Source organism: Niastella koreensis GR20-10, from assembly GCF_000246855.1.
Lineage (GTDB): Bacteria > Bacteroidota > Bacteroidia > Chitinophagales > Chitinophagaceae > Niastella > Niastella koreensis.
Genome location: NC_016609.1, coordinates 4,278,176 through 4,293,383 on the forward strand (window position 1 = coordinate 4,278,176; position 15,208 = coordinate 4,293,383).

The window sequence follows — 15,208 nt, forward strand, 5'->3', positions numbered from 1 at the left end:
TGTAGTTCCTTCCTGTTGGTAAATGATGACAGGTGATCCAACAACCGGAGATCAAGCGACCAAACCGGCTGGAATTTTGGATGGGCGAGTGAAGTGTTTGAACGCGAGGAAAATTATAGTTGGAGGCGGAAGCGGCTCCGGTTATCACCTAGAACCACATCATTTGTTCTCACCAATCAGGAAGGGAAAGAAAAATGTCCTGACAGAGAGAAGCTGAGAATTAGCTATTACGTCAGATAGCTGCTGATTTCAGTTCTTTGCTGATTTCTCTGATAACAACTGGGGGATTGCCGTTTCCAATGCCGTGTAGTCTTTTGGCAAACCCATTACGGCCTCCGCAAAGTTGGGATGGGTATAAATGGGATCGTTCGGGCAAGTCCGTAATACTTCGGTAATCCTGCCACCACGAAAATTCAGGCTGCCCCTGTATCTCTTTCGGGAAGAACCTTTGTAATCGCTCGCGCATGGGGTAGGCAATGATATAAATTCTTTCTCTGTCATGGGGCAAACCAACGGCTTTAGCTCGTATGCAATGCCATTGTGCATCAATCCCGACTTCGGCCATTTCCCCAAGAACTTCGCCCATTCCCCTGTTAAGCAGAGCTGCCACGTTCTCCAACAGTGTGAACTGTGGTCGTACCAGGCAAATGGTTCTAAGTAAGTCTTTCCAAAGTCCTGACCGTTCACCTCTAAGACCTTTCGCTCCGGCCCGTGCCGCAACTGACAAGTCCTGGCAAGGCCATCCGGCAACGATTCCATCAATGCCTCGTTTAGTAATTTGATACACCAACTGATTGGTTTCGTCGGCCAATGCTTCTTTAGTATTTTTCTTGCCCATAAATCTTTCTCACAAAATCCAATAACTTCATGACCTGCTTGTTCCAGTCCGAATGCATACATTCCGATACCGGAAAAAATATCCAACCATTTCATGTGCTGCTATAAACCGAGCTTAACGATATGCCATGCATTCATATCCTTATACGGTGCATAAATTTCATTCATGGGTTTATGAACTAAATCTTCTTCCGTCTTAAAAAAATTATCCAAGGAGATAGTTGCAGCTTTTCCAGGGTCATCATTATGCATCCAGGTATAAGCTGTACGATAACCATAGCCTTTGATATAAGGCGTAGCTTTTTTTAGATTAGCTAGTGAGTTAAGAACGATTGTGTCCTCTGTGAACTTTTGACCATTTCGTTGATGAATGATTGCCGTCAAATAATCCGGCCACCCCTCAAAGAGATGAATACCATCTGGTTTAGCCGACGTACCGCCTTCCCCTCGTACAAAGGTTATATATTTAGGTGCGGTACTTCCTTTGAAGTACTTATTACGAAGTTCATATCCTCCTTTATCATTTTTAAACCCAAGCGCATAAATACTTTTATTTCTTTCACGGTTATAGACATCGACCTGTTGCAGATATTGCTTGGCTACACTCATTGGAATGCCTCGGCTCTCCAAATAACGAATTAAAGCGGGTCTTTCGATGTCCTGCGCATTTACAATCTTTAATTTTGATTCGTAAACGGGAGTATCCGCATTTTGAACGGATTGAATCACAGATGCAAACCCGCACATATTTTTCACCCAACGAAGAGCGTCTGAAACGGTATAATCAACACCGCTACTTTCCAGATATTTGCAAATAAGCCTAACAACGTCACCACCTTCACCAATCCCGTGGTCGTACCATATGTTTTTTAGTGTATTGACATGCAAGCTGGCTGTCTTTTCATGTCTCCAAGGGGCAAGGTAATAGTTATCATACCCCGATATTCTTTTGGGCTTACAATTTATCTTGTCTAAAATTTCAGCAATAGGTATCTTATTCGCTTGCTCAATGTTCATGCGATCTCCGAAAGGTTGTTTTGAATTGTTGTAATTTACGAAGAGAGGAAATCGTTGGCGCGATTTCTTCTCTTTTTTAAAAAGTCTGTTGATCTTTTTCGAATGCTTCTATGTCGGCTATGTCGTAGCTAGAAGTGCCGTCTTCCTCTACATAGAATTTTAGATTAATTCCTTTGCTTGCCCATTTATCAAATGTGCATTTGCTATAGCCCGCATAATCTGCGGCTTGTTTTCGAGATAAGCGAAATGTGCTGACATTTTTAGATGCCATGAGAGACTCCAATAAGAGGGATTATATTAATGCGGCTTTTAAAGCGGGACTGGCTCTTGCAACCGTTGGACGGTGTGAATAATGATCGTCATGAAATAAGTCAAATGAAATACGATCTATCCAATGTTTTATATAACATGGTGTGTATCTATTAATGTACTAAGTAGTATCTTATTCAAATTCATCACAATTCGTTTCCGACATACATAATGGCACGATAAACATCATGTCTTTTAATGTGATGACATGAACGCGCGTCCCTCATTAAACCCGCGCTTTTCAGCCATTGGCCATTAAGCCGGATAAACAACACATGCTTGGCATTGCCGCTTGCATTGAGAAAACAATAGTCTGTAATTTTGAGGGTTCGAATGCTTTTCTTACTTCCTCTCCACATGCTTCTGAATTTCTTCCGCAATGAGTTCGATGGCATGAGTGCTGAGCGGTTTGCCTTCGGTTTGTGTCCAGGTGCCAGGGCGGTGTTTCAAACCTTTGCCGCGGAATAGTGGCCGATTGGATTCCAATACAATATCACCATTCCGGGCGGTTATTTTGTACCGCTCGAAACGCTCGTCGATATAAAGCTGTTCTACCGAGAGCCTAATCTTCCGCTTGTGGTATTCTATCGTAATTGGGAATGTCATGGACAGTCCGCAATTTACACCAGTAAGACAATGAATTTTATTTTTCCTCCCACTCATAGGGATTAAACGGAGGAGGCACCGGCACAATGAGCATCATGTTTTTAATTGCAACAACCTGTATGCAATCACCCATGTTAAATCCTGCCTTTTCCAACCATCGCCCTGAAATCCTGATATAAGGAGCTGGTTTATTGATGGAATGCGAATTGAAATAAGAAAGTTCGGATATTTTGAGTGTTCGGATGCACTTGTTATCGTAATCACTCATATACTGAGACACATGCGCAACATCAGCCAGGGTATCTTTCATTCGAGTGAACAGCTTTTTAGCACGTTTGATTGACCTGTCCCCCGCACCATCCATTTTATAATCCACATACACGTCCGGCTCTTTTTTGCTTGTCCGAATGCGTGGAACTGTTTTCTTTATAACGGTTTTGTCTTTGGTTTTACACGGTGCCATTTGAACAGGTTCACCTAGATCAGGTGAGTTATAATTTTCGATCCAGCCGCAGGCGTCCATCTCCAATAAGCTACCAAACTCAGTATAACCAACCGCGTCTTCCATGTCTTCCGCTTCACGCCCAATTAACCGTTTCGGATAGGAAAACCATACTTTGCCGTCGTCTTCTTCCTCGCTTTCAAAAATCAATGTATCGCCTTTATCGAGTTGAACAGAAATATTACCGCCGCGTGTAGGGATATAGAATATTAGACAGTCTTTATCGTCTCCTTTCAAAACGGTGTAGAGACGATCAGGCTCAGGATATGAGTAATAAAGCGTTGCGCAGTCTTCGGCATAATCGATACGATAGGTGCCGTTTTCCTGCAAAATTTTATCGACGTGCTTAAACAGTTCTTCTTTTGTCGTGAATTGTTCAACATGTTCTTGCATCGGGTACGTTTTTTAAAATGAAGGAATGTCGTTATCACGCTACGAAACTTTTTCAATCAAGCCTTCATCAAGCATATCTTGTAAAGTGCCATACTCGGTAAATCCTATAGCCCAATCACTGGTCATTTCTTGCCTGTCCATTGGCATAGTGGTGCAAGTAAACCAAACTGTATCGTCGATCTCTGTGACAAAGACCAGGATATCGCCTGTATCGAGACTGGTTTCGTCGGCATAACCTAGATCCTCTTCGCAAATATTCTCATAGGGTAAGTGATAAAAGATAAAATCATCCTCATATTCATCACCATCTTCATCCTCGTCATCCGGCCCTTTTACAACTCTGTATAATTTGTCATCATCAAGCCAATAGTTCAGCGTGTAGCCGCCTTTTTCTTTTTCAGCCGCATAAAGGGCATGACGTTCCCAGATTTCATGAATGCTTTTAAAGAGGCTCCATTTTGTTTTATGGTGCTCTGAAAAATATTCCATTGCGTCTAAATGAACGTTTTTAAATAGGTTTTCAGCTGGCTCAGTCCTGTTTGCAAAAGGGTGTCAACAGTTTCAATAGAAACATTAAGGGCGTTGGCAATTCGCGCTTTGCAATAGCCTCGTTCGTACATGAGTTCGATCACGCAACGTTGGCCCCGGTTCATGGTTAAAAGTTTCTGTCGCAAGCCGATGGAAAGGCGTTCCAGTTCGTCCGCCGACGGCCAGCGGTTGAGCTGCTTCAACGCAACTGTTGCCAGTTGATGCATCATATGCAGCAGCCACGCAAACAGTTGTTGTTGCCGTTGATCGTAAGATTGCAACGCTTGCCAGACAGCGGAAAACCCGTCTTCCAGAACGTGAACCGCATTTTTCTTGTCGGTTTCGATCAAGTCGATAAGACTGCCGTGTAAAGCAGGCGAAAACGTGTCATGCACGAACTCAAACGCCTTACAATCACTGGCACATAACAGGTCAATTAAAAGCTGCTCATTGATGTGTAGTTTGTTCTTCATCGCTCACGTTTTCATCCGGTGCTTCAATTTCATCCATCGTTATGCCGTCAGGTATATTCTGACTTAATTTCTTAATAAGGAGATTTCGCACATCGCTTTCCAATGTAAAGGCTTTGATAATCTGCCCTCGCAGCAAGAGTAAATCCAGTTGGCGGGATGATTTAAGGAAATATTTCGGGCCGATATTATATAAATCTGAAAGTTTGCCGGCCTGTTCGTCCGTCATAAGAAGAACTCCGCTTTCGAGCTTCTTATAGTCTTTTTCGGTCATGCCGAGTTTTAAAGCTACTTGGCTTTTGGTAAGGCCATGCGTTTTCCTGCATAAACACAATAAAACGTTTTTCATTGCGAAGGAAAGTTTTGGTGAGGAATAAAAAGTTTTCAGCGCAGCAAATCAGAACAGAAAAACCGTGCAACAAATATAATTTGTTGGGATGAAAACTAACGTCTACTTACCAACGCAAACAAGCGTTTTTACAATATGGCGCAATCGATAACCCATTCAAAACCAGTTCTTGACGTCGATCAAATAAACCGGATTTTGACGAATTATGTTGTAAGATAAACGTTGGCCTATCCATCAATGCCAACAAAGCGTTTTACACATGAAGATTCCCGCTGTCGAATACCACCGCGTATCTCGTGAACGGCAAAGTGAAGAAGGCTATGGCCTGGATGCTTCGAAAGCAGATATCCATAGCTTTTTAATGTCGCATGACAAATATGAAGTTCATAAAGTGTTTGTCGAGGTTGAATGTGGCGACAGAAACAATCGACCAGAGCTTGCAAAGGCACTCAATTATTGCAAAAGACACAAAGCGGTTTTATTGGTCGCAAAACTTGACCGCCTGAGCCGCCGTGTGTCTATGATTTCGATGCTTTTGGAAAGCAACATTCAGTTTTGGGTGGTGGCTTATCCGACGATCAATCCAAAGGAAAACCCGTTTTTCTTTCAAATGTTGGCAATCGCGGCAGAGCTTGAATTAAAGCATTTACGCGAACGGACAAAAGCGGGCCTGGCTGTCGCCAAAAGCAAAGGCGTGATTTTGGGTTGCAACGGAAAAGTTCTGGCTGAAAAAAACAAAAAAGCTGCAGATGACTTTGCGCTACACATGTCACCAGAACTCCTAAAAGCAAAAGCGGAAGGATTGAGTTTAAGAGCCACAGCGGAAAACTGGAATTATCGGCATATCCCGACAGCCAGGGGCAACGGCTGCCAATGGGATGCTACAACTGTGTATCATCTTTCAAAACGAATAGAACGAATTTCTAACAATCAAACTGTTTAATTTATGAAGCTCAAAAGTTGGTATTTAGTATTATTTATTTCTATGTTTTTTATCGCTTGTAAAAAAGATAAGCCGGAAGAAAAACAGGATAATACAGGCCCAAAGCTGACGACAGACATTTTAACTAAAGCAGGAAACGCGCAGCGTACATGGAGCTTGTTTATGATGGAGATTAAATATCTCAGTGCATCCGGCTCGGTGGATTCCACCTACACCAAAGGACCGATTTATAACTTAGCCAATGACGTGCATAATATACAATTCAGTATTGGTCGTGACATGGCGGGGCAACCGGACGCAAAAATCTCGACCCTCACAACAAGCCCGAATGTGCTGGATAGAGTATTTCCGGGCATAGGTAATTGGACGCTCAGTAATGACGGCAAGACGCTTACTTGTACTAAGTATACCGCAGTGCCACGGTGGGCCACAGGCGGCGACGGTGGCACGTTCAGCGTGGATTATAAAGACGAAGTGCTTGAACCTTTGTTTCCCGAAAACAAAGCTTTGGGCCTGAAAATAAAGCAGCCTTTGCCGAACAATCGCAAAGCCGAAGCCTCTTTCATCTTCTCAAGCAGATAAAATATTACTTACTTACCCGCTTTTATACCGTACCCTTTATCATCAGTCTTTTAAGATAGACCGCCCACGCCAGGGCGGTTTTTTGTTTTACCTACCTAAATCCTTTTGTTTATTTTGCTCTTGAGATTGCTTTAACTGTTGTAAAAGAATTTCCCGATCACGCTGCTTCTTACCCATTTTAAGCCCGTGTGCATAGTCACTGCTTTTATCCAGGGATTTCTCAAGCTGCTGAATTAGCCCCGGTTCATGCTCGGCTAATAGATAGCCGTTATTAAAACCTTTCAAGTATTCTGGCGTTGCGTCTTTTTCTTCCATGTTTAGAAAGTGTTTTTAGCGTGTTTCTCCCAAAATTCATTGATTGATTCAGCGTCGTAAGCAATGGGTTTAATATCGGGTTGACTAAAGCGGATTTTGCCTTCATCCCGATATTTTTGAAGTGTGGTTTTGCTTGAGATTTGTAGCCTCTTCATCGCTTCCTCAGCGGATATCCACTTGTCTTCTTTTTTGCCATTTCTTTCCTTGATATGGGTAATCACTTTATCAATAAGGGCATAAAATGCGGAATCTTCCAGGCAGATGACTTCCATCGGTAGGTTTTTGGTATCCGAAAATAAAAAATTTTGAGCGCTACAAAACAGGTGTAATCACGGTATTTGAGTAGCCAAAATGTTGTACTTATGTTGTACCCAAGAAAAAAGCCGGATCAAAATGACCCGGCTTCAAAAACGTCTTAAAACGACAAAACCCGCTACCAGAGCGGGTTTTAATGTGGTGCCCAGAACAGGAATCGAACCTGCACTACCTTGCGATAACCAGATTTTGAGTCTAGCGCGTCTACCAGTTCCGCCATCTGGGCTTTTCCTTCTAAAGAACCTGCTTTACCGCTTTAAAATCAAAGACTTATAGTCAGTAACCCACGTCCTTCAAATGGGATGCAATATTACGGAATTGGAAATTCCCCGCCAAAATGTAAGGCGATATTTTTTAAAGAAAAAGACGCCGGTGAAAATCAGCCGCGTTTTTCAATAGTTTTGTTCAGCATTTAATCGTAATGGAAACAACCACTGAAGTCCTGCAACTGCGCCCTTACCTGTTCACAATAGCCTACAGCATGCTTGGTGAAATTGAGGAAGCTGAAGATATTGTTCAGGATATCTACGAAAAATGGCTCGCAATCGACAACGTAAAGGAGCCGAAAGCCTATATGGCCCGCATGGTGGTTAACAAAAGTATAAAACGTCTGAATGAAATGAGGGTGCTCCGGGAAACCTATACCGGCACCTGGCTGCCTGAACCATTTATTACTACTGAAGTTCCTGAATCGCCCACCATTGAATACGGCCTGCTTTTTTTATTGGAACGGCTCAACCCGGTTGAACGGGCAATATTCATTTTACGGGAAAGCTTTAGGGAAGAATACAGTTACATTGCCGAGCTCACCGGGCTCTCGATGGACAATTGCCGCCAAACCCTGCATCGCACATACGATAAACTGGGCCGCAGCCCAAAACTTCCGGTTGATACTGAAAAACACAATGCACTTATTGAGGCTTTCCTGGTGTCTATGTTGAACCAGGACCGGTCTTCCCTGGAACAGATCCTCCGCAGCGATATCGAACTCTTTGGTGATGGCGGTGGCAAACGCAGTACCGCGCTTAAGCCGCTGTTTGGCTTTGAGAAAGTGCAAAAGTTCTTATTGGGCGTAATGCAGTTGCCCGAAAACCAGGGCGATGTATATGAGTTTATGCCCGCCTATGTGAACGGAGTACCAGCAGCGCTGCTACTCCGTAAGGCGGATAAAGTATTGGATTCAATTACTTATTTCGTACATGACGACAGGTTGATTTCCCGCTTACTGTTTGTTCGTAATCCGGATAAATTAAAGTTCAGAAACCCATAGCCAATGACTATTATGCATGCTGGCTTTTTCGCATTTTGGCAATATCGCATAACCTGTCTGAATGTACATTAAGCCCAATGTTCCCGATATTATAATAAAACTCAGTGGCTACTATCCAAACGATCTCACAGATAGAACGTTCATCATAATGTTTTGCCAGCTTATTAAATAACTCCTGTTCCATTTTACGGTCACGGGTAAGCCTGGTTACAAAATCCAGTAACACTTTTTCTTTTTCTGAAAATCGGCTGCTTGCCTGATAGTCACCCAGCTCATCGAATTTCGCCTGGTCCATAGAACCCGCGATTGTTTTTGACCGGCCGATATCAATACAAAAATGACAAACATTTATTTCAGCCACTTTCTGCCGGACAAGCATTACCTCTTCGGCCGGCAATTGCAGTTTGCCATCCAGCTGGTTAATTTTTCCTGAGAATGATGCAAAACTAAGCGGCATCCTGGCAGCCATTACTTTTAATGGCGTCATTACCTTGCCAAACTTCTTTCTGGAATAGAAATAAATAAATCTCGCCAACAGGCCTTTCGGCTTTTCAATAGGTGTAAGAAACGGTGCGTCCATAATTTTAAGATTTGTTCTTACCTATGATCCGGCAGTGCTTTTTTTGTGACAGGGATTTTTTAGGAAAATGGTGTTTGGGTAATCTACAATCGTTAACGTATAGTTAACACATTTACTAATCATTGATTATCAGCGACTAACAAGCTAAGTGTTTCTTATTATACCCAAACACATTAATCAGGTAATTTTCACTGATAACAATTCAACTGTATATTGAAAAAAAATACCATCATCATGGGACTTGTTGAAAAAAGAGCTATTAAAAGTTTCCAGGACACTAAATTTCCCGAACTGGAAAAAGAGATCAACTCTATTGCCGGTTATCCTATTGAGTTTTCCGTTGAATGGGACACACTTGCTGCCCCTGACTATGCCGACAGGTACGAAGAGTACTTCACTGACATTTATTTCAAACCTATTATCGAAACTTTCAAATTCATTGCTGCTGATGACATGGGTAAAGAGGCCCTGAAAGAAATTCTGAAAAAAATTCACATCAAAAATGATGGCACTGTAACTTCCGAAGTACGCGCCTACAGTATTGATGGCGGAGTTTTAACGGTAAATCACGATCCCGTTGTAAACGCACATCACATTGATTACCGTACTAAAAAGCTTACAGAGATATTATCTGAAAAAATGTAATTCTTGGATTCCCAATAAATACATCAAACCAAAAAGTTCCTGCCGCATTACGGCAGGAACTTTTTGGTTATATAGAATTATCCTTATGCAATATTTTTATATCCCTACCTTAAAAAGTGTGTCAACATCTACTTCTTTATCTTCAAAACAATACACACTCCAGCCTTTTTCAACCAAGGCATTCAGGAGCGTTCTGGCTAAATTCTGCGCCAGCATTAAAGCCTGAAAAGAATCTTCTCCCGGAACGTCTGACAGGTTCTCGAATAAGCCAATTAATTGTATCGGGCAGGCCCAGTTACCTTCTTCTCTATAATAGGGTTGTCCAATACCTAAATTCACTTCTTTAACTTCCTCATCTGCATTTTTCAGGTATAATGTTCTTTCGGCAATATAGGTACGCATAATTATCTGAGATTAATGTAGGTGAATATACGCTATTTAATAAAAAAGCACCCCGAAGTACCGGGATGCTTTTTACCTATAAGATCATACATTATTTAATGGGGGCCGGAAATGCATTGGCCGGGTTATCCACAGCTGTTTTCCGTACAGGAATGTAAGTAAAGGTATTGTTAGCAGATTTAAACAATTCAACCGGTAAGCTGCCGGAAAATTAAAGTGCAAACAGGCTGAAATACCTCTCAACACCCCACAACCATAACAATTCCTGCCGGTAATATTTTTAAAGAGACACAATGTAAAGTGTTCGTTCGTACTGTTATAGTCAATTTGATAGATCAACAATGGCACGAGCAACCAACATACAAAGAGCAGCTTATTTCCTAACGAGTGGTCTGCCTTGTCCATCTTTAAAACCTCCGGTAATGATCATGATTAGGTCAACCAGGGCCCAAATACCGCAACCACCCACGGTAAGTAACTGGGCTATGCCGATACCTGTTTTTTTAGTATAAAAACTATGAACTCCCAGACCACCTACAAAAAAACAAAGCAGCAGCGTTGTGAGCCAGTCATATCCTTCAGCAGGATCTCCGGCAACCTGTATGCCTGCAACTGCTTGTTTATTATAATTTGAGGTAGGGGCGCCGCATTTAACACATACAACGGCTTTGTCGTCGATTTGGTTTCCACAATTTGTACAAAACATATTTAGGGGTTTTTAAGATTCACATGATAAGCAATAATTTCTGAAAGTAAAAGCCACGCCTCCATTGTCTTTTAACGCCAATGGAGTGAATTTCATAATTACATGCGCCGCTTTATTTCAATAACGGCAATCGATATGTTGATAATACAATAGAGAACAGAAAGCTGTCAAGCACGTATAATTAAAATAAAAAACCTGTAAGATTTTGACTTACAGACCTGTTAAGGTTGTTTTGTCATTTGCAATATGCTAACCGCCATGGATTGCTGCTGATAAAATACTGTTGTTTCACTTTGTTGTTTACAAAAAGGCAGCAGCCTTTCAATAAACGGTTTGGCCATGAGCCGTTGCGGAGTAGTTAGCAGAATGAAGGTGTCCTGTTGCAAAAAGCGCTGTAATACCTGGTAAAGCTGATCGAATTGATCAGGATCATAATTGATATCGCTTAATAGTAACACATCTGCAGTAAGACCGATGGGCAGCTGGCTCCAATCCAGCAGTTGACAGGTAACGTTAGACAGCTGTAAATGCTGTGCAGACCTGGTCATAGTGTCTACTGCTTCGGACAGATAGTCGCTGCAGCAAACGGTTGTTGCATAACGGGCAGCCACAAACCCCGGCAGCCCCAGCCCGGCGGCCAGTTCCAGTACAACTTTATCCTGTACCAATTCCGGATGCTGATGTATAAAGTCCGCCATAGCCAAAGCAGCAGGCCATAATTTTGTCCAATGTGGAAATGGCACCCCCGCCTGTACCTGTTTTTGCTGAAAGTAATTATCCTGTACTTCCTGCGCATCGGGTAGATATAGTTCTATTGTGTAACCTGGCCGTTCCAGGTGTTGGAGTTGAAGTGTTGGGAACATGAATGATGGTTGCTCTATCTGCAACAACTCTTTTTGGGGAATAAAATCTTCCGCACTATTGCCCATATTTTACGCCACATAGGTATCTGTTTATTCTGAAGCATCGATATCTTCCTGTTTAACAAAGATACGTTCGGGAAGTTTGCCAAAAACAAATTCTGTTACCTGGCACAGCCACATGCGCTGGTTTACCGCCTTGCCATTGTATTTCTCCATCAAATAATAACCTCCGCCAATGGAGGGGTCGCATTTTTCGGTTAATACAAGCACATCCGCCCCTTCAAACGGTTCTTCTGAAATATTCAGCACTACAGACGTACCGCGTTCGGCTATAAGATCGAGCATGGTATCGGCGCCATCCACCATTTGCAGATCGCCTGCTGCCCCACCCTGCTCAATATATTCCGGCAGATCGATGAACCAGTCGTCACCGGTTTTTACGAACATATATGTTTCCATGATCGGTAGTATTTGTGGATCAAATATAACAAAAAGGAAGTCCGTATACTAAAATGATATTTACGCAGTTAAAGCAAACAAAGGCAAATTAGCTAATTAGCAAATTAGATAATATGATAATGAAATACAGCTCACGTGAGTGCTTCGCGTGAGCTGTATTAATTACAGAAGCTGACAGCTCTGTATTCCATTATCGAATTATCACATTATCAAATTATCACATTACGATTTTTCCACCATATCAATCATCGCACTTATTTCTTCCACCGCTGCTTCATTGGAACCGGTAAACCCGGTAACGCGGAAACGGATGTTCCCATTTTTATCGAGAATGAATTTGGTTGGGATGCCAGAGATGCCAAAGCTTTCCACTACATTGTTACTGCCGGTTTCGGGATCTTTCAGGTCCATCAGCACGCGGAAGGGATACTTGTTGTCATCGATATATTTCTTTGCGGCTGCCGTGGCGTCGCCTTCGCCTTTTTCCCAGGTATGAATAAACAGGAACTGCACATCAGGGTTGTCCTTGAATTTATTCACGGCCATTTGCATGGCAGGGAACGAACGTTTGCAGGGACCACACCAGGTTGCCCAGAAATCGAGCACCACCACTTTGCCTTTCAGGCTTTCTGAATTGACCGTATTACCATTTACATCCTTCAACACCCAGGCCGGTGATGGCTTGCTGATGATGGTGTTCTTCAGGTTATCGATCACTTTCTTGGTTATAGCGGCCTCCATTTCTTTCATGTACTCTGCATATGGCTTGCCACCGGCATTCAGCTTTTCGTATAAGGCCTTATGCATGTCTTTGAATTGCTTTTCTGCCTCGCCGGTTTGCACAAATTCATCGGCTTTTTCAAATGCTTCCTTGTCGCGGCCCAATGCCTGTAAGATCTCGGTATATGTATAATTCACCGAACCATTCATTCCTTCGGCATAGGCCTTTTGAATATATGTCAGGGCGCTGTCGTTCATTTTTTGTTTCAGAAAAATACGGGCAATGGAAGTACAATAGCCTCTATAACCCAAAGCAGCAAACTGCGCACCTTCTTCTTTTGAACGTATGGTTTTAAAAGCCCAGGCATTGTTCATTGCCTTTTTGAATAAGGGCAATGCTTCCGCTGTAAAGCCATTCTTTTCCAGCCGCGATGCTGCCCCGGCCCAGGCCTCGCCTTTCCACGCCTGGGTCTGGCACAGATTGCTATAATATAACGCCTTCTTTACATTCTTTTCTTCGGCGAATGCGCTGGCTACGCTATTGGCAGCATAGTCGTATATAATTCTGCTGCCTTCAAATTTCTTCATGGGATATTGCTGAAGCCATTTGTTATACGCAGCCTCTTTTTCCGCTGCCGTGCCGGCATTATAAATGGCTTGCACATCTTCATTCCGCCAGATTTCGCCATTGGGAAAACGGTTTTTTATTACCGTAAGTAAAGAATCGGCAGTTGCTTTCTTTTTCATCACACTGAACATATTCATCGACAACACCCAGTCTTTTTCCTTATTGCTTTTTAACCCCTCATATAATTTACCGGTTACCAATGCCCGGTCGGCCGCATCTTTTGAAGTGGCCAGCCGGTAATAATATTGACGGGTAGTGTCTTTATCGTCTTGTGCCTGTAAACTGCTTTGACTTAACGCAGCTATTACAACACCTACTATAATTTGCTTTTTCATTTGTCAAGATTTCCTTGTGTTAATGTATTGATCATTGTCTGTTGTCTATTGACTAGTAGCCATCGTTTTGCGACAAATTGGTATTTGCCAGGCGTTGTGCATCGGGCACCGGGTACAATACGGCGGTATTTTTCCAGGTGGTCTTTTTTTGTCCGCCGATGACAGCGGCAGCACGATTGGTCCTTTTCAAATCGAACCAGCGATGGCCCCATTCGCCAAACAGTTCTACCTTTCGCTCCTGCTCTATGGCCAGCAGCATATCGTCTTTGCTTAGCGTGGCTAACAAACCGGTTAATCCGGCGCGGGTGCGCAGCACATCGATATCCGCTTTAGCCAACGGAAGTTTATCCTGTTGCGCCCTGGCTTCGCCCCTGATCAGGTACAGTTCGGCAAAACGCAACGCCACACTGTATTCATTACCTGTTGTACCACTTCTTAATTTGTATTTGGTTACCCGGTGATAGGTCACGCCACTTGCGGTGGTATCGGATGTCCAGTTGGTTTTACGCAGATCGCCTGTTTCAAATGACTTGTATAAGGTATCATACAGGCTATATGTCGGCAGGCTATTGGCGGCAGAATTATAATTGGCGCCATAGGTGCTGATACCGGTGGTATTGGTTATTTGCCAAATGATCTCATTACTGGTATTTACAAAGGCGCTGGCCGGCGCCACTATGGTGTAAACTTTTGAATCGATCACTTTGGTAGCTTCTGCTTCGGCGTTGGGATAATCATAATTATATAAATAAGCCCTTGCCAGCAAACTAGTAGCGGCCCATTTATTAATACGTGCGCGGAAGCTGCCGGTATAGGTTTCCGGCAATAAGGATTGCGCGTCTTTCAGGTCAGCAATGATCTGAGTCCATACATCTTTGGCTGCAGTGCGGGGCAGATAAGCATTCTCATTATCATTATTACTGAGCGGCAAGGGCACATCGCCATAAAAATTCACCAGCTCAAACAACACAAAGGCCCGCAGGAATTTTGCCTCGCCTAACAACTGGTTCTTTACCGATGGGGTAAGCGATGTTGACGCTGTTAAACCAACTATGTCATAATTGATGTTCCGCAGGTATTGATAGGCATAATACCAGGCGTTGGCATTTATCGCATTATTTATTGAAACCGTATTGGTCTCAAACCCGTCGTAATCTGAACTGGGCGTATTGTATTGCACATCATCTGCCGACATACCGGGGTACATGGTATAGGGCACCAGCATCTGGGTAGCTACATTACCGGTATACAAGCCCATGATAGCGCTGGAACCTGTTATATCATTGGTGAACACATCACTGCTCAGCACCTGCGTGGGAGGCGCCCCTATTTCGGTGAACTTTTTACAGGAGGTCAGCAGCAGGGACAACGCCATGGCGATGGTCCCGGAATATAGTTGTATTGATCTGTTATTACGAATCATAGTCAGCAGTC

The 15,208-nt window shown here is 43.0% G+C and carries 20 protein-coding genes, 1 tRNA gene and 1 pseudogene; 4 read left to right on the forward strand and 18 right to left on the reverse strand.

The genetic code is table 11. The annotated features are described in order from the left end of the window. Positions 1-232 precede the first annotated feature (232 nt). The 7 genes and pseudogenes from NIAKO_RS16755 to NIAKO_RS16790 all read right to left on the reverse strand — a co-directional run bounded on the left by NIAKO_RS16755 (position 233) and on the right by NIAKO_RS16790 (position 5,011). Positions 233-933, reverse strand: a pseudogene (locus tag NIAKO_RS16755) (DNA cytosine methyltransferase). 6 nt (positions 934-939) lie between these two features. Then, on the reverse strand, positions 940-1,854 hold the full coding sequence (locus tag NIAKO_RS16760; protein ID WP_014219625.1) for a CHC2 zinc finger domain-containing protein: 915 nt from the start codon (positions 1,852-1,854) through the stop codon (positions 940-942). 651 nt (positions 1,855-2,505) lie between these two features. Continuing rightward, positions 2,506-2,769, reverse strand: coding sequence for a hypothetical protein (locus NIAKO_RS16770; protein ID WP_014219627.1), 264 nt, complete (start codon positions 2,767-2,769; stop codon positions 2,506-2,508). Between the two features lie 37 nt (positions 2,770-2,806). Then, positions 2,807-3,664, reverse strand: a complete 858-nt coding sequence (locus NIAKO_RS16775; RefSeq protein WP_014219628.1) for a SymE family type I addiction module toxin — start codon at positions 3,662-3,664, stop codon at positions 2,807-2,809. Positions 3,665-3,703: 39 nt separating this feature from the next. Continuing rightward, positions 3,704-4,153 (reverse strand): hypothetical protein, encoded by a 450-nt coding sequence (locus tag NIAKO_RS16780; protein ID WP_014219629.1) that lies wholly within the window; start codon positions 4,151-4,153, stop codon positions 3,704-3,706. A 5-nt stretch (positions 4,154-4,158) separates the two neighbouring features. Continuing rightward, complete coding sequence (locus NIAKO_RS16785; protein ID WP_014219630.1) at positions 4,159-4,665, reverse strand: sigma factor; 507 nt, start codon at positions 4,663-4,665, stop codon at positions 4,159-4,161. Continuing rightward, on the reverse strand, positions 4,640-5,011 hold the full coding sequence (locus NIAKO_RS16790; protein ID WP_014219631.1) for a helix-turn-helix domain-containing protein: 372 nt from the start codon (positions 5,009-5,011) through the stop codon (positions 4,640-4,642). Before NIAKO_RS16790 ends, NIAKO_RS16785 begins: the two co-directional genes overlap by 26 nt. A 259-nt stretch (positions 5,012-5,270) precedes the next feature. Here NIAKO_RS16790 and NIAKO_RS16795 point away from each other — a divergent pair, with 259 nt between their 5' ends. Together NIAKO_RS16795 and NIAKO_RS16800 are read left to right on the forward strand one after the other, a co-directional pair. Beyond that, a complete protein-coding gene (locus tag NIAKO_RS16795) occupies positions 5,271-5,954 on the forward strand; it encodes a recombinase family protein (protein WP_014219632.1) in 684 nt (227 codons plus the stop codon). A 3-nt stretch (positions 5,955-5,957) separates the two neighbouring features. Next, entirely contained in the window at positions 5,958-6,536 is a 579-nt protein-coding gene (locus NIAKO_RS16800; RefSeq protein WP_014219633.1) for a hypothetical protein, read from the forward strand. Positions 6,537-6,623: 87 nt separating this feature from the next. On the opposite strand, the gene NIAKO_RS16805 is transcribed toward NIAKO_RS16800, so the two are convergent. The 3 genes from NIAKO_RS16805 to NIAKO_RS16815 form a co-directional block, all read right to left on the reverse strand. Beyond that, the gene (locus NIAKO_RS16805; RefSeq protein WP_014219634.1) at positions 6,624-6,851 is read right to left on the reverse strand and encodes a hypothetical protein; all 228 of its coding nucleotides are present in this window, start codon (positions 6,849-6,851) and stop codon (positions 6,624-6,626) included. Between the two features lie 2 nt (positions 6,852-6,853). Beyond that, complete coding sequence (locus tag NIAKO_RS16810) at positions 6,854-7,123, reverse strand: helix-turn-helix domain-containing protein (RefSeq protein ID WP_014219635.1); 270 nt, start codon at positions 7,121-7,123, stop codon at positions 6,854-6,856. A gap of 182 nt (positions 7,124-7,305) precedes the next feature. After that, a tRNA-Leu gene (locus NIAKO_RS16815) sits at positions 7,306-7,392 on the reverse strand. Positions 7,393-7,587: 195 nt separating this feature from the next. Between NIAKO_RS16815 and NIAKO_RS16820 the strand changes: the two genes are divergently transcribed. Continuing rightward, positions 7,588-8,436: a sigma factor gene (locus NIAKO_RS16820; protein ID WP_014219636.1), complete on the forward strand. Its 849-nt coding sequence runs from the start codon at positions 7,588-7,590 to the stop codon at positions 8,434-8,436. A 10-nt stretch (positions 8,437-8,446) separates the two neighbouring features. Here NIAKO_RS16820 and NIAKO_RS16825 read toward each other — a convergent pair whose 3' ends face one another. Next, on the reverse strand, positions 8,447-9,016 hold the full coding sequence (locus NIAKO_RS16825) for a carboxymuconolactone decarboxylase family protein (protein WP_014219637.1): 570 nt from the start codon (positions 9,014-9,016) through the stop codon (positions 8,447-8,449). Positions 9,017-9,250: 234 nt separating this feature from the next. Between NIAKO_RS16825 and NIAKO_RS16830 the strand changes: the two genes are divergently transcribed. Further along, a complete protein-coding gene (locus tag NIAKO_RS16830) occupies positions 9,251-9,661 on the forward strand; it encodes a hypothetical protein (protein ID WP_014219638.1) in 411 nt (136 codons plus the stop codon). A 96-nt stretch (positions 9,662-9,757) separates the two neighbouring features. On the opposite strand, the gene NIAKO_RS16835 is transcribed toward NIAKO_RS16830, so the two are convergent. The 7 genes from NIAKO_RS16835 to NIAKO_RS16860 all read right to left on the reverse strand — a co-directional run bounded on the left by NIAKO_RS16835 (position 9,758) and on the right by NIAKO_RS16860 (position 15,197). Then, complete coding sequence (locus NIAKO_RS16835) at positions 9,758-10,063, reverse strand: DUF6968 family protein (RefSeq protein ID WP_014219639.1); 306 nt, start codon at positions 10,061-10,063, stop codon at positions 9,758-9,760. A gap of 84 nt (positions 10,064-10,147) precedes the next feature. Then, the gene (locus tag NIAKO_RS39755) at positions 10,148-10,468 is read right to left on the reverse strand and encodes a DUF2752 domain-containing protein (RefSeq protein WP_071884241.1); all 321 of its coding nucleotides are present in this window, start codon (positions 10,466-10,468) and stop codon (positions 10,148-10,150) included. Further along, positions 10,437-10,769: a TM2 domain-containing protein gene (locus NIAKO_RS16840; RefSeq protein WP_014219640.1), complete on the reverse strand. Its 333-nt coding sequence runs from the start codon at positions 10,767-10,769 to the stop codon at positions 10,437-10,439. The genes NIAKO_RS39755 and NIAKO_RS16840 overlap by 32 nt, the downstream gene beginning before the upstream one ends. A gap of 221 nt (positions 10,770-10,990) precedes the next feature. Beyond that, a complete protein-coding gene (locus NIAKO_RS36880; RefSeq protein ID WP_014219641.1) occupies positions 10,991-11,698 on the reverse strand; it encodes a class I SAM-dependent methyltransferase in 708 nt (235 codons plus the stop codon). A gap of 24 nt (positions 11,699-11,722) precedes the next feature. Then, entirely contained in the window at positions 11,723-12,091 is a 369-nt protein-coding gene (locus NIAKO_RS16850; protein WP_049815550.1) for a DUF6717 family protein, read from the reverse strand. A 222-nt stretch (positions 12,092-12,313) separates the two neighbouring features. After that, positions 12,314-13,774: a TlpA disulfide reductase family protein gene (locus NIAKO_RS36885; protein ID WP_014219643.1), complete on the reverse strand. Its 1,461-nt coding sequence runs from the start codon at positions 13,772-13,774 to the stop codon at positions 12,314-12,316. A 52-nt stretch (positions 13,775-13,826) separates the two neighbouring features. Next, complete coding sequence (locus tag NIAKO_RS16860) at positions 13,827-15,197, reverse strand: RagB/SusD family nutrient uptake outer membrane protein (protein ID WP_014219644.1); 1,371 nt, start codon at positions 15,195-15,197, stop codon at positions 13,827-13,829. Positions 15,198-15,208: the final 11 nt, after the last annotated feature.

Coding starts and splice junctions, on each gene's coding strand:
- NIAKO_RS16800 (WP_014219633.1), top strand. CDS start 5,958: ATGAAGCTCAAAAGTTGGTATTTAGTATTATTTATTTCTATGTTTTTT.
- NIAKO_RS16835 (WP_014219639.1), bottom strand. CDS start 10,063: ATGCGTACCTATATTGCCGAAAGAACATTATACCTGAAAAATGCAGAT.
- NIAKO_RS16760 (WP_014219625.1), bottom strand. CDS start 1,854: ATGAACATTGAGCAAGCGAATAAGATACCTATTGCTGAAATTTTAGAC.
- NIAKO_RS16860 (WP_014219644.1), bottom strand. CDS start 15,197: ATGATTCGTAATAACAGATCAATACAACTATATTCCGGGACCATCGCC.
- NIAKO_RS16810 (WP_014219635.1), bottom strand. CDS start 7,123: ATGGAAGTCATCTGCCTGGAAGATTCCGCATTTTATGCCCTTATTGAT.
- NIAKO_RS16795 (WP_014219632.1), top strand. CDS start 5,271: ATGAAGATTCCCGCTGTCGAATACCACCGCGTATCTCGTGAACGGCAA.
- NIAKO_RS36885 (WP_014219643.1), bottom strand. CDS start 13,774: ATGAAAAAGCAAATTATAGTAGGTGTTGTAATAGCTGCGTTAAGTCAA.
- NIAKO_RS36880 (WP_014219641.1), bottom strand. CDS start 11,698: ATGGGCAATAGTGCGGAAGATTTTATTCCCCAAAAAGAGTTGTTGCAG.
- NIAKO_RS16830 (WP_014219638.1), top strand. CDS start 9,251: ATGGGACTTGTTGAAAAAAGAGCTATTAAAAGTTTCCAGGACACTAAA.
- NIAKO_RS16805 (WP_014219634.1), bottom strand. CDS start 6,851: ATGGAAGAAAAAGACGCAACGCCAGAATACTTGAAAGGTTTTAATAAC.
- NIAKO_RS16790 (WP_014219631.1), bottom strand. CDS start 5,011: ATGAAAAACGTTTTATTGTGTTTATGCAGGAAAACGCATGGCCTTACC.
- NIAKO_RS16820 (WP_014219636.1), top strand. CDS start 7,588: ATGGAAACAACCACTGAAGTCCTGCAACTGCGCCCTTACCTGTTCACA.
- NIAKO_RS16780 (WP_014219629.1), bottom strand. CDS start 4,153: ATGGAATATTTTTCAGAGCACCATAAAACAAAATGGAGCCTCTTTAAA.
- NIAKO_RS16825 (WP_014219637.1), bottom strand. CDS start 9,016: ATGGACGCACCGTTTCTTACACCTATTGAAAAGCCGAAAGGCCTGTTG.
- NIAKO_RS16770 (WP_014219627.1), bottom strand. CDS start 2,769: ATGACATTCCCAATTACGATAGAATACCACAAGCGGAAGATTAGGCTC.
- NIAKO_RS16850 (WP_049815550.1), bottom strand. CDS start 12,091: ATGGAAACATATATGTTCGTAAAAACCGGTGACGACTGGTTCATCGAT.
- NIAKO_RS16785 (WP_014219630.1), bottom strand. CDS start 4,665: ATGAAGAACAAACTACACATCAATGAGCAGCTTTTAATTGACCTGTTA.
- NIAKO_RS16840 (WP_014219640.1), bottom strand. CDS start 10,769: ATGTTTTGTACAAATTGTGGAAACCAAATCGACGACAAAGCCGTTGTA.
- NIAKO_RS39755 (WP_071884241.1), bottom strand. CDS start 10,468: ATGGACAAGGCAGACCACTCGTTAGGAAATAAGCTGCTCTTTGTATGT.
- NIAKO_RS16775 (WP_014219628.1), bottom strand. CDS start 3,664: ATGCAAGAACATGTTGAACAATTCACGACAAAAGAAGAACTGTTTAAG.